Annotated in this window: 9 protein-coding genes and 1 tRNA gene; 6 read left to right on the top strand and 4 right to left on the bottom strand. The window is 41.6% G+C overall.

The window, feature by feature from the left end; all coding sequences use genetic code 11:
- Positions 1-100: 100 nt before the first annotated feature.
- From FTT88_RS09250 to pyrC, 3 genes are all read right to left on the bottom strand, one after another.
- A tRNA-Glu gene (locus FTT88_RS09250) sits at positions 101-176 on the bottom strand.
- A gap of 20 nt (positions 177-196) precedes the next feature.
- A complete protein-coding gene (rnt, locus tag FTT88_RS09245; RefSeq protein ID WP_078192915.1) occupies positions 197-856 on the bottom strand; it encodes a ribonuclease T in 660 nt (219 codons plus the stop codon).
- Positions 841-1,875 (bottom strand): dihydroorotase, encoded by a 1,035-nt coding sequence (pyrC, locus tag FTT88_RS09240; RefSeq protein ID WP_180004190.1) that lies wholly within the window; start codon positions 1,873-1,875, stop codon positions 841-843. The genes rnt and pyrC overlap by 16 nt, the downstream gene beginning before the upstream one ends.
- Before the next feature lie 151 nt (positions 1,876-2,026).
- On the opposite strand from pyrC, the gene FTT88_RS09235 reads away from it, so the two are divergent.
- Positions 2,027-3,283, top strand: a complete 1,257-nt coding sequence (locus tag FTT88_RS09235) for a diguanylate cyclase (protein WP_180004192.1) — start codon at positions 2,027-2,029, stop codon at positions 3,281-3,283.
- Positions 3,284-3,365: 82 nt separating this feature from the next.
- On the opposite strand, the gene argG is transcribed toward FTT88_RS09235, so the two are convergent.
- Complete coding sequence (gene argG / locus FTT88_RS09230) at positions 3,366-4,709, bottom strand: argininosuccinate synthase (RefSeq protein WP_078189146.1); 1,344 nt, start codon at positions 4,707-4,709, stop codon at positions 3,366-3,368.
- 619 nt (positions 4,710-5,328) lie between these two features.
- Here argG and lldP point away from each other — a divergent pair.
- The 5 genes from lldP to FTT88_RS09205 all read left to right on the top strand — a co-directional run bounded on the left by lldP (position 5,329) and on the right by FTT88_RS09205 (position 13,158).
- On the top strand, positions 5,329-6,996 hold the full coding sequence (gene lldP / locus FTT88_RS09225; RefSeq protein ID WP_180004194.1) for an L-lactate permease: 1,668 nt from the start codon (positions 5,329-5,331) through the stop codon (positions 6,994-6,996).
- 32 nt (positions 6,997-7,028) lie between these two features.
- Complete coding sequence (lldR, locus tag FTT88_RS09220; RefSeq protein WP_180004196.1) at positions 7,029-7,772, top strand: transcriptional regulator LldR; 744 nt, start codon at positions 7,029-7,031, stop codon at positions 7,770-7,772.
- A gap of 2 nt (positions 7,773-7,774) precedes the next feature.
- Positions 7,775-8,929: an FMN-dependent L-lactate dehydrogenase LldD gene (gene lldD / locus FTT88_RS09215; protein ID WP_180004197.1), complete on the top strand. Its 1,155-nt coding sequence runs from the start codon at positions 7,775-7,777 to the stop codon at positions 8,927-8,929.
- Between the two features lie 319 nt (positions 8,930-9,248).
- On the top strand, positions 9,249-10,940 hold the full coding sequence (dld, locus tag FTT88_RS09210; RefSeq protein ID WP_180004222.1) for a D-lactate dehydrogenase: 1,692 nt from the start codon (positions 9,249-9,251) through the stop codon (positions 10,938-10,940).
- A gap of 181 nt (positions 10,941-11,121) precedes the next feature.
- Complete coding sequence (locus tag FTT88_RS09205; RefSeq protein ID WP_180004199.1) at positions 11,122-13,158, top strand: NADPH-dependent 2,4-dienoyl-CoA reductase; 2,037 nt, start codon at positions 11,122-11,124, stop codon at positions 13,156-13,158.
- Positions 13,159-13,202 lie beyond the last annotated feature (44 nt).

The following is a 13,202-nucleotide window of genomic DNA, read 5'->3' as shown; positions in this document are numbered from 1 at the left end:
AGAAATTCAGTCAATGAGAATTAAGATAGAAATAGTGATGATTTAAGAATATTCATTCGTTATGAATATTAGAAAAAAGAAAAAGCTTGATAAGAAGTATTGGCGTCCCTACGGGGATTCGAACCCCGGTTACCGCCGTGAAAGGGCGATGTCCTAGGCCTCTAGACGATAGGGACGTTTAGAAGATGGCGGTATATTATTGATCCGCCATCATAGTGTCAAGTAGGTGAGGGCCGAGTTTGTTCAAAATATAGCAGAACAGTTCAGCGGTCTTCTGAGTATCGTAAAGTGCAGAGTGTGCTTCTTTACCATCAAACTCAATACCTGCTTGAATACATGATTTTGCCAGCACAGTTTGTCCAAACATTACAGCGCTCAAAGTCACTGTATCGAATACGGAAAAACTATGGAAAGGATTTTGATTTTTTGTCCCTGTACGTGCAATAGCTGCCTGTACAAACCCTAAATCAAAATGGGCATTGTGACCAACTAAAACAGCATGAGTGCAGTTTTGTTGACGACGTACTTCATTCACTGACTTAAAAATACGTTTTAATGCTGATTTTTCATCTTCAGCCATGGCCATACGCATCGGATTAAATGGATCTACACCAATAAAATCCAGTGAACGACGGTCAAGGTTGGCACCTTCAAATGGATTGATATGTGCATGGTGGGCTTCACCCGGTACAAAATTACCTTCTGCATCATACACAATAGGAATCGCTGCAATTTCCAGTAAGGCATCGGTCTGTGAATTAAAACCTGCTGTTTCGACATCGACAACAACAGGTAGGAATCCACGGAAACGTTGACCAATGACTGGTCGAGTTTCATCTGTCACACTTTTCTCCATTGGATGGTCTTACCCGCATACAACGGAATAATTTTTTCGCCATCCAAATAGTCTAAACTTTCAGGGATCACTTGATCTTCTTTTACCAAGGTAATGGTATTGGTATTTCGAGGGAGTCCGTAGAAGTCTGCACCAAAGTGGCTTGCAAAACCTTCTAAACGGTCGATTTTACCGACTTGATCAAATGCTTGAGCGTATAGCTCAATTGCTGTTGGTGCACTATAACATCCTGCACAGCCACATGCATTTTCTTTAGCATTTTTTGAGTGCGGCGCACTGTCTGTACCTAAGAAAAATTTAGGGTTCGCACTGGTCGCGACTTCGAGCAAAGTTTGCTGATGGGTTTGACGTTTTAAAATCGGTAAGCAATAGAAATGCGGTTTAATACCACCCACCAACATATCATTACGGTTAAACAATAAATGTTGCGGTGTGATTGTCGCAGCGACATTACGGTCTTGTTCTAATACAAAATGCGCAGCTTCACTTGTGGTGATGTGTTCTAGCACCAATTTTAATTTAGGGAACTGTTTTAACAGTGGAGAAAGTACTTCATCAAGGAAACGTTTTTCACGGTCAAAAATATCGACATGGTTATGCGTCACTTCACCATGTAAGAGTAATGGCACTTGGTGTTCTTCGAGTTGCTCAATCACACCATATACTTTACTAATGTCACTGACACCACTGTCCGAGTTCGTGGTTGCACCTGCTGGATAGAGCTTAATGGCATTAACATACTCAGATTCTTTAATTTTTTTAACTTCACTTGCAGGTGTGTTGTCTGTGAAATAGAGCACCATGCGCGGGTCAAAGTGAACGCCTTCAGGAACATGTGCCATGATACGTTCACGGTATGCATTTGCTTCTTCAACGGTTTTTACCGGTGGTACAGTGTTTGGCATACAAATCGCGCGAGAGAATTGTTGTGCTAAATCAGGAACTGTACGCTTTAGGGCTAGACCGTCACGTAAATGTGCATGCCAATCATCTGGCTGAAGAAGAGTAATCGTATTCACAGCGATTCCAAGCTTGGAAATAAAACAAATGATAATGCAAATAATGTGAAAATGGTAACGAGATTTCTGTACAAATGACTGAACAGATATAAATAAAGAATAAAACTGTGGTATTTTTAAATGACTAAAAGAATTAGATAAATGCTTGGAAATGGAATACAAGTATAACCTTGCAAAGTTGCAATACGATAAAGAAAAAATAGAGGAACTGATTACACGGCAAACTCGTCGTGTAGGGGAAATGTTTCCTAAAAAACTGGAAACTCAATTTTGGACTTTAAGTCTCGATCGTGCGCAAACCAACATACGTCATTTTTTTTGGATGGGAGTGTTGATCTACTTTGTGCTCACGATGCTGATCATTCCCGGAGATTACTGGATAATTAATCAACAGCATTTTGTGCATGATTTTATTCGTTGTTTGCTTGGTCAGCTCAATGGTGCGCTGTGTCTTTTGGCTTTATATACCTTTGCCCGTTACGACCGTCTGAAGCCTTATTTTTCACATGCCAGTATGTTTGTAGTGTTTTGGGCTGTTATTTCAATGTCTTGGCTCACCATGACCGTGTATACCGAAGCACTTAAACATCAGGCCATGATGATCCTTTGTATGATTTACATCTTGAGCTATATTTTGACGGGGGTTAAACCAGTCCAAATGTTGATGTCTGGATTGTTGGCTGCTGTGGTCACCATGTTGATGCTTTTTTCATTAGAAGTGAAATTTGATGTGATGGTGTTGGGGCGTGTACTGATTGGAAGCTGTGTATTGGGTTTTGCAATCAGTAAGATGCTCTGTGCGCGTGAACGGATGATATTTTTGAATATGCTGCGCGCGGATATTAGTGAAAAAATCCATCGTATTCATACCACAGAGCTTTTACATTTAAGTCAGCATGATGAATTAACCAAGATTTCAAACCGACGTACTTTTGATGAAATGCTCGATACCTTTTATGAGCAATCTCGACGTAATAACACCTCGCTTGCTGTGCTATTTATCGATGTTGATCATTTTAAAAACTATAACGATTTCTACGGTCATCAAAAAGGCGATGATGTAATTTCAACCATTGCCAAAACCATTAAAAATGCCATTCGACATATGGATTTTGTAGCGCGATATGGTGGTGAAGAATTTGTGGTTTTATTGCCTGAAACCGATGCGCATGGTGCTTATGCGGTAGCGTCAAATATTTATAAAGCAATCGATCGTTTAGAAATTCCACATGCCAAATCACAGGTTTCAAATCACGTCACTATTAGTTTGGGTATTACGGTATATCGTGCTGAAAATATGACGAAGGATGAACTGTTAAATATTGCCGATCAGGCGTTGTATCGTGCGAAACAATTAGGCCGGAATCAAATTTACTATCAGTCGATTCGTTCAGCACATGTGGCTTAATGTTTAATAAAATTGAGAACTTCTCTGAAATCGGCAATAAAAAACCGCGCAAAATGCGCGGTTTTTTATGACTCAACAAATCTTATTTGTTTTTGTCTTTTAATTGAGGCACTGCAGAACCTGTACCTACTGCAAGTAAGCCAGAGTTTGTGTAGATACCTAATTTAGCGCGAGTATCTGTGATATCCAAGTTACGCATAGTCAATTGACCGATACGGTCAGCAGGGCTAAACATAGAGTCACCTTTCTCCATAGTTAAACGCTCAGCTTCATAAGTGAGGTTAGGAGATTCAGTGTTTAGAATAGTGTAGTCATTACCACGACGAAGTTCTAAAGTCACAGTACCAGTGATTGCTTTAGCAACCCAACGCTGCGCAGTTTCACGAAGCATTAATGATTGAGAATCGAACCAACGACCTTGGTAAAGAAGACGACCTAAACGCAGACCGTTAATACGGTATTGTTCGATGGTGTCTTCGTTATGAATACCAGTCACAAGACGCTCATAAGCGATGTGAAGAAGCGCCATACCCGGAGCTTCGTAAATACCACGAGATTTTGCTTCTATGATACGGTTTTCGATTTGGTCTGACATACCTAGACCGTGACGACCACCGATACGGTTGGCTTCAAGAATGAATTCAACAGGGTTTTCGATGCGTTTGCCGTTTAATGCAACAGGGAAGCCTTCTTCGAAAGTTACAGAAACTTCTTCAGCTTTTACTTCTACGTCATCTTTCCAGAACGCAACGCCCATGATTGGGTCTACGATTTTGATACCCGCATTAAGGTATTCAAGATCTTTTGCTTCGTGAGTCGCACCTAACATGTTTGAGTCAGTTGAGTACGCTTTCTCTTTTGACATTTTGTAGTCAAAACCATTGTCGATCAGGAACTGTGACATTTCTGCACGGCCGCCTAGCTCGTCAATGAAAGTTTGGTCTAACCAAGGTTTGTAAATTTTTAGCGATGGGTTAGTCAATAGACCATAGCGGTAGAAACGTTCAATGTCGTTACCTTTATAAGTCGAACCGTCACCCCAGATGTTTACATCATCTTCTTTCATTGCGGTTACAAGCATCGTACCTGTAACTGCACGACCAAGAGGAGTCGTGTTGAAGTAAGGCATACCACCAGTTGAAATGTGGAAAGCACCACATTGAATAGCCGCAATACCTTCTAATGCAAGTTGTAAACGACAATCAACTAAGCGAGCTTTAACTGCGCCATACGCTTCCGCTTTTTTTGGAATCGCATCGTAGTCGTCTTCATCAGGTTGACCTAAGTTTGCTGTGTAAGCATAAGGTTCTGCACCTTTTTGTTTCATCCACAAAAGCGCAGCTGAAGTATCTAGACCACCAGAGAAGGCAATACCAACTTTTTTGCCAACTGGGACATTCTGCAAGATAGTTGCATTATCAGTCATTGTTAATCCTAACGATATAAATATAGGCACCGAGAATGGGTGGCCTGAAAGAATACATATATGTGCATGATTGTAGCACTTTTCTGCGGGGTTTTTCTAAAAAATCATGAGATACAAGCGATGAGGTGGAAAAAAATGATCGTTGAAATCTATTGGTGAATACTTCATCCAGTTTTTGCGGGCGGAAAATGCGTTTTCTGAATGGAATAGGATGTAAATATAAAGAAATCTATTTGATTTAAATTAATGGTCATACCATTATTGGGTTAATTTGGTTTTTATGCTTTTCATTGAAATGAGACTGAGGTCAAACAAAGCGTGGTTATTAGACTAAAGTATATTTTATAAAGTTTAGTTGTAAATAATAAATACAAAACAGATATTTAAAAGTTGATATGGAGGTTTTTAAACGGAAAAATAATGTTTTTGTATTTTATATTGGTCATACCAAAAACAAGAAAAGCTTGAATGATTGAGTTGAAATAATTAAAAATTGCGGAGTATTTCAGCAATAGTATGAGTTTTTATGTGTTTAATATTTATATTGGTCATACCAATGATAAAAAGACCACATGCTGATATTGCTCAATAATTAAATCTTAGTAAGCATTTCAAGGAGATGACAATGCTTCAATGGCAGCAAATATATGACCCAATGGGGAATATATGGATATCAAGTTTAATTGCGCTCATTCCGATTATCTTTTTTTTCTTGGCGCTTGCTGTATTTCGTTTAAAAGGCAGTGTGGCAGGTACGATCACCGTTGTACTGGCACTGTTGGTGTCTTTATTTGCCTATGACATGCCTGCGCTTATGGCATTGGCTTCGATGGTCTACGGTTTTTTCTATGGTTTATGGCCGATCGCATGGATCATTATTGGTGCGGTGTTCCTGTATAAAATCTCAGTCAAAACAGGGCAGTTTGACATCATCCGTTCTTCGATACTTTCCATTACTGAAGATCAACGTTTACAGATGCTATTAGTCGGCTTTGCTTTCGGTACTTTCCTAGAAGGTGCTGCGGGCTTTGGTGCTCCTGTGGCGATTACCGCAGCACTATTGGTAGGTTTAGGCTTTAAACCTTTATATGCGGCAGGTCTTTGTCTGATCGTAAATACAGCGCCAGTGGCTTTTGGTGCGATGGGTATTCCAATTATCGTTGCTGGACAAGTGTCTGGTGTAGATACGATGGAAATCAGTCAGATGGTTGGTCGACAGTTGCCATTTATGGTGCCGATTGTACTGTTTTGGATTATGGCGATTATGGATGGCTGGCGCGGTGTGAAGGAAACTTGGCCTGCGGTTGTGGTTGGGGCGAGTAGCTTTGCGATTGCACAGTACCTAACCTCGAACTTTGTCGGTCCTGAATTACCCGATATTACTGCGGCGATTGCCTCTTTAGTGTCATTAACGATTTTATTTAAATATTGGCAGCCTAAACATATTTTCCGCTTTGCAGATCAAGATGCGACGATGAGTGAAGATGTGGCTGCACAAAAACAGCAAAAATATAGCTTGGGTCAAATTGCAAAAGCGTGGTCGCCATTTGCGATCTTAACGGTGATGGTCACGATCTGGAGTATTAAACCGTTTAAGGATTTATTTACCAAAGACGGTGCTTTACATGATTTGGTTATTTCGATCAAAGTGCCATTCTTACACCAATTGGTTCAAAAGATGCCGCCAGTCGTACCTGAAATGAAGGACTACGATGCCATCTATAAATTTGATTGGTTTTCGGCAACAGGTACGGCAATTGTCATTGCTGCGATCATTACCATTATTTTCTTAAAAATGAAGCCGAAAGACGCGATTGTGACCTTTGGTGAAACCATTAATGAATTAAAAATTCCAATTTATTCGATTGGGATGGTGTTGTCTTTTGCTTTTATCGCCAACTATTCAGGTATGTCTTCGACCTTGGCTTTGGCCCTTGCACATACAGGTCAAGCCTTTACCTTCTTCTCGCCATTTTTAGGATGGCTTGGTGTATTCCTCACGGGTTCAGATACGTCAGCCAATGCGCTATTTGCAGCATTGCAGGCGACTACTGCACAACAAATCGGTGTGCCAGAAGTATTACTCGTTGCTGCTAATACCAGTGGCGGTGTGACAGGGAAAATGATTTCACCACAGTCAATTGCAATTGCATGTGCGGCAGTCGGGTTGGTAGGTAAAGAGTCGGATTTATTCCGTTTTACCGTAAAACACAGTATAACGTTCACAATTATGATGGGGATTTTAATCACCCTACAAGCTTATGTGTTCCCTTGGATGATTCCATAACACGAATTGTGTAACAACGTTAAGGAAAGCAGATGAAAGTCTCTGATAAAACTGTTCAAAGTCTTCGTGTATTGATTGAACAAAGCAATATGCAAGTTGGAGATCGTCTGCCTGCTGAACGGAAATTGTGTGAACAACTTGGCGTCTCACGCACCTCTTTACGCGAGGCGATTTCTCAATTGACTAGCATGGGCGTGTTGGTCAGTAAAGTGGGTGCGGGGACTTTTTTAAAGCAATTACCAGCGACTTGGTCGAGTTATCAAATTGTGCAGCCCATCAGCAGTTTGATTAGTGAAGACCCTGCCTACCGTTTTGATGTGCAAGAGGCGCGCATTATTTTAGAAGGTGGTACTGCATGGTATGCGGCACAACGTGCTACAGCAGAGGACTTGGCACATATCCGACATTATTATGATCAGATCAATCATTTTCAGGCTTTAGGCAATGACGATGAAGCAGCGCGTGCAGATGCCAAATTTCATTTAGCAATTGCTGAAGCATCACATAATTTAGTGTTGATTCAGATGATGCGTGGTCTATTTGATCTGTTGCAATTTAATGTCGTTTTAGGTCGTCGAAAAGTTTATAGCGAAGCACACCGATTTGATCAATTGCATGATCAGCACTTCCAAGTCATGAATGCAATTGAACGTCGTGATCCTGAAGCTGCACGTAAAGCAGTCTGTGGACACATTGAGTTTGTAGTACAACAGGTGCGCATGATTGATGAAGAAGAAGCTCGTCGTCAGCGTGCCAGTCGATTAAACAGGATATAAGCATGATTATTTCTTCTGCCAATGACTATCGTGAAGCGGCACGTCGTCGTTTACCGCCATTTTTATTTCATTACATCGATGGCGGGGCGTATGCCGAATATACCTTAAAGCGTAATGTAGAAGATTTATCAAAAATAGCGTTGCGTCAACGTGTGCTGAATGACATGTCACAGCTGAGTTTAGAAACCCAACTGTTTAATGAAACCTTATCAATGCCTGTGGCTTTATCACCTGTGGGTTTAACGGGAATGTATGCACGCCGCGGCGAAGTTCAAGCAGCAGTAGCCGCAGATAAAAAGGGCATTCCATTTACGCTGTCTACCGTTTCAGTATGTCCTATTGAAGAGGTGTCGCCAGCGATTCAGCGTCCCATGTGGTTTCAGTTATATGTGCTACGTGACCGTGGCTTTATGAAAAATGCCTTAGAACGTGCCAAAGCTGCAGGCTGTTCAACTTTAGTGTTTACCGTGGATATGCCTGTTCCGGGCGCGCGTTACCGTGATGCGCACTCAGGGATGAGCGGGCCAAATGCAGCCATGCGCCGTTATATGCAGTCGTGTTTCCATCCACACTGGGCATGGAATGTGGGTTTATTAGGTCGTCCGCATGACTTAGGGAATATTTCTAAATACTTGGGCAAACCAACAGGTTTAGAAGATTATATCGGCTGGTTGGGTAATAACTTTGACCCATCAATTTCATGGAAAGATCTTGAGTGGATTCGTGAATTTTGGGATGGACCGATGGTTATTAAAGGCATACTTGACCCTGAAGATGCCAAAGATGCTGTGCGTTTTGGTGCAGATGGCATCGTGGTGTCAAACCATGGTGGCCGTCAGCTCGATGGGGTTTTATCTTCAGCGCGTGCATTGCCACCAATTGCCGATGCCGTAAAAGGCGATATTAAAATTCTTGCGGACTCAGGTATTCGAAATGGTTTAGATGTGGTGCGTATGCTGGCTTTGGGTGCGGATACCTGTATGCTCGGTCGCGCCTTTGTTTATGCGCTCGGTGCAGCAGGTGGTGAAGGTGTTTCCAATCTTTTAGAACTGATTGATAAAGAAATGCGTGTTGCGATGACCTTAACAGGTGCAAAAACCATTGCGGATATTACATCTGATTGTTTGGTGAAGTTAGAGAAAGAGTTGGCTGGGTGATTTTTTGAATCGATCTCTTGGGAAAGTTATTCGTCATCAAAAAAATTAGCAATGAAAGTTCCCTCTCTTTGCAGGAGAGGGTTAGGGAGAGGTGTTTATTGAATAATTCTCCTAACCCTCTTGCGTAGCGTTGCTACTCATCCCAAAGGGAGAAGGGATATTCATTATAGATTTTAATAACAATGACTAAAAACTTTTGATATGTGCAAATAAACCTACGTTGTTTAAAATTATTTAAATCAATATTTTTTCATTGCATAACAATGCTATTCCTCTTTATCAAGGAGAGAAAATATTGAAAATGGAAAATTCTACGAGCATGCAAACTCAATCATTACAAACCATTCAAAACCTCATCAACATCGTCGGTAAGCAACACGTTTTAACTGAAGATAAAGACACACGTTTATACCGCCAAGGTCGCCGTTACGGTGCAGGAAAAGTATTGGCTGTGGTTACACCGGGCTCTTTGCTTGAGCAATGGCAAGTGCTGCAAGCGGCTGTGGATGCAAATTGTATTGTGATTATGCAAGCCGCCAATACAGGTCTGACAGGTGGTTCAACGCCGTTTGGTGATGACTATGACCGTCCTGTGGTGCTGATAAGTACACGTCGTTTGGTTGGCATCCAAGTGATTAATGAAGGCAAGCAAGTGATTTGTCTACCGGGTGCGACATTAGACAAACTTGAAAAAGATTTGCTGCCATTTAATCGTGAACCTCATTCGGTGATTGGTTCTTCTTGTATTGGGGCATCGGTTTTGGGTGGCATCTGTAATAACTCAGGTGGTGCTTTGGTGCGCCGCGGTCCTGCCTATACAGAGCTTGCACTGTATGCACGAGTGAATGAGTCAGGTGACTTAGAGTTGGTCAATCATTTAGGTATCAATCTTGGCAATACGCCTGAAGAAATCCTCACAGCGTTGGAAAATAAAAATTATCAAATCAATGACATTGTGAATAATTCAAGTTGCTGTGCCTCTGATCAGCGCTATTCACATGACGTTAAACAAGTCGATGAAAATACGCCTGCACGCTTTAATGCAGATCCGAGTCGTTTATTTGAAGCATCGGGTTCAGCAGGTAAGGTCTGCGTCTTTGCAGTACGTTTAGATACCTTTGAAAAAATCCCTAGTCAGGTGTTTTATGTAGGGACCAATTCACAAGATGATTTAACAGAAATTCGTCGTTTTCTATTAAAAGATCTTGCACGCCTCCCGATTGCAGGTGAGTACATTCATCGCGTGGCATACGATATTGGGGCTGAGTATGGCAAAGATTCTTTTGTATTTATCGAAAAATTTGGCACCGCAAAAGTTCCTGCTGCTTTTGCCATGAAAGATAAAGTCGATGGCTATTTAGAAAAACTGGGTTTGCAAGGTTTTTCGGATAAGGTTTTACAACTCGTCACTAAATTTATGCCGAATCATCTGCCAAAACGCATGAATGAATTTCGTGATTTATATGAACATCATTTGATGATTCGTATTGAAAATCAGGATGTTGATCAAGTTGATCAGTATTTGAAAACGTATTTTTTAGACAAAACCTCAGGCAATTATTTTAAATGTACGGATGAAGAAGGTCGTAAGGCATTTTTACATCGTTTTGCGGTGGCTGGTGCTGCCATTCGATATCGTGATACGCATCGTTCAGAAGTGGAAGACATTGTTGCATTGGATATTGCATTACGTCGCAATGATCGTGAATGGGTGGAAACTTTGCCGAAAGCCATGAATGAGCAAATTATCCATAAACTCTATTATGGACATTTTCTCTGTCATGTTTTTCATCAAGATTATATTGTGAAAAAAGGCGTAGACCCTTTGGCAATGGAACATGCAATGTGGCATTTACTCGATGATCGTGGCGCTGAATATCCTGCGGAACACAATGTTGGGCATTTGTATGTGGCCAAGCCTGCATTAAAAAATCATTATCAAAAACTGGATCCAACCAATAGCTTTAATGTCGGGATTGGACAAACCAGTAAGCTGAAACATTGGAAATAATGCTTTATAAAACAACACGCCGTGATGTGATATATCACGGCTTTTTTATGAGTGAATAATTTATGCGTCACACGGTATTGACCATAAAAACGAAGAATATTTTCTAAATTGTCATCCCAAAATATAAAAAAACCGCTAAAGTGTTATGCAACAAGTTGCAAAGCCAAAATAAGGATTCAGCATGACAACGACTAGCTATGCAAATATTTTAAAGCCTTTACATTTGGGTTTTACCACGATTAAAAACCGTGTCGTAATGGGGTCCATGCATAGTGGGCTGGAAGATCGTTTTTATAACTATCCTAAATTGGCAGCTTATTTTGGTGAGCGTGCGAAAGGTGGTGTTGGCCTGATTATTACAGGCGGTATTTCGCCAAACCGTCAAGGTTGGCTGTTACCTGCTGGCGGTACCATGAATACTTTAGGTGATATCGCTCCGCATCGCTTGGTGACGCATGCCGTACATAAGCATGGTGCCAAAATTTTAATGCAAATCTTGCATGCTGGGCGTTATGGCTATCAGCCTTTTGCAGTGTCAGCAAGTCCGATTAAATCTCCGATTTCACCGTTTAAACCACGTCAATTAACGGACAAACAAATTCTTTCAACCATTGATGATTATGTCAAAACTGCAAGCCTTGCACATAAGGCCGGCTATGATGGTGTTGAAATTATGGGGTCAGAAGGCTACTTGCTGAATCAGTTTTTAAGCCGTCATGTCAACCAACGGACAGACCGTTGGGGCGGTGAAATTGAAAATCGTATGCGCCTTGCGGTTGATATTGTGAAATCAATACGTGCTGAAGTGGGTGAGAAATTTATTATCTGCTTCCGTTTGTCATTGCTTGATTTGGTTCATGATGGGAACACCATGGCAGAAGTCATTACTGTTGCTAAAGCGTTGGAAGCAGCAGGTGTAACGTTGTTGAACACGGGGATTGGTTGGCATGAAGCACGTATTCCGACAATTGTGACCTCAGTGCCTCGCGCAGCGTTTGTGGACTATACCGCTGAAGTCAAAAAACATGTTGCGATCCCTGTCATTGCGTCCAACCGTATCAATATGCCAGATACTGCTGAAGAAATTTTGGCTTCAGGCAAGGCGGATATGGTGCAAATGGCACGTCCATTCTTGGCAGATCCGTTTTGGGTAAATAAAACGGCGACCAACCGTGTTGATGAAATTAATACCTGTATTGCCTGTAACCAAGCCTGTTTAGATCATACCTTTAAAAATCAGCGTGCGACGTGTTTGGTCAACCCACGAGCGGCATATGAAACTGAATTGGTTTATTTAAAGACCAAAAAACCGAAGCGTATTGCAGTCGTCGGTGGTGGCGTTGCTGGGATGTCTGCTGCAACGGTAGCGGCAAGCCGAGGCCATGCGGTGACACTATTTGAAGCTGGTGCGGAGGTGGGGGGGCAATTTAATTTGGCGAAAGTTGTTCCCGGCAAAGAAGAATTTCACGAAACGATTCGCTACTTTAAAGTTCAAATCGAAAAAACAGGGGTTGATTTGCGTTTAAATACACGTGTAAACCGTGAACAACTTGAACGTGAAGGGTTTGAGGAAGTTGTTATTGCAACAGGTGTGGTTCCTCGCAGCTTAAAAATTGAAGGTAGTGATGCACCGAATGTCTTGTCTTATGCAGAAGTGCTGAAAGGCGCAGCTGTGGGCAATAAAGTTGCTGTGATTGGTGCAGGCGGCATTGGTTTTGATGTATCTGAATTTTTACTCAAACCACCACATCAGCCACAACCAATGCCTTTAGCGGATTGGCAGCGGGAGTGGGGTGTCGATCCGAATCCGAACTACATAACAGAAGGTGGTATGCAGGCTGCTGAGCTCGAACCTCCTGTTCGTGAAATCTACTTATTACAACGTAAAACAACTGCAATTGGTGCTGGGTTAGGTAAAACATCAGGCTGGGTACATCGTGCACAATTAAAGAAAAATGCGGTTCGTATGCTGCGTGGTGTTCAATACAAAGCCATTACTGATGAAGGTCTTTGGGTTGAATATGAAGGGCATGATCAATTATTACGTGTAGATACGATCGTTGTTTGTGCAGGTCAGGAATCGGTAAAGCATTTGATGCCAGAACAGGGTGAGAAAACCCTTGCCAATTACCATATTATTGGTGGTGCAAAACTAGCAGCAGAGTTAGATGCGAAACGCGCAATACGTGAAGGTGCGGAGCTTGCGGCTAAACTTTAAGGATTTGGCGAAACAATATTCATTTGAATGGTTTAGTTGTAATT

The organism is Acinetobacter sp. YH01024 (assembly GCF_013420195.1).
Lineage (GTDB): Bacteria > Pseudomonadota > Gammaproteobacteria > Pseudomonadales > Moraxellaceae > Acinetobacter > Acinetobacter amyesii.
The sequence above is the reverse complement of the archived record's forward strand: the minus strand, read 5'-3'. Positions and strand labels throughout refer to the sequence as shown.

What these genes read in the sequence shown, in the direction of transcription:
- rnt (WP_078192915.1), bottom strand. Translation starts at nt 856, where the DNA reads ATGGAGAAAAGTGTGACAGATGAAACTCGACCAGTCATTGGTCAACGT.
- FTT88_RS09235 (WP_180004192.1), top strand. Translation starts at nt 2,027, where the DNA reads ATGGAATACAAGTATAACCTTGCAAAGTTGCAATACGATAAAGAAAAA.
- argG (WP_078189146.1), bottom strand. Translation starts at nt 4,709, where the DNA reads ATGACTGATAATGCAACTATCTTGCAGAATGTCCCAGTTGGCAAAAAA.
- lldP (WP_180004194.1), top strand. Translation starts at nt 5,329, where the DNA reads ATGACAATGCTTCAATGGCAGCAAATATATGACCCAATGGGGAATATA.
- lldR (WP_180004196.1), top strand. Translation starts at nt 7,029, where the DNA reads ATGAAAGTCTCTGATAAAACTGTTCAAAGTCTTCGTGTATTGATTGAA.
- lldD (WP_180004197.1), top strand. Translation starts at nt 7,775, where the DNA reads ATGATTATTTCTTCTGCCAATGACTATCGTGAAGCGGCACGTCGTCGT.
- dld (WP_180004222.1), top strand. Translation starts at nt 9,249, where the DNA reads ATGCAAACTCAATCATTACAAACCATTCAAAACCTCATCAACATCGTC.
- FTT88_RS09205 (WP_180004199.1), top strand. Translation starts at nt 11,122, where the DNA reads ATGACAACGACTAGCTATGCAAATATTTTAAAGCCTTTACATTTGGGT.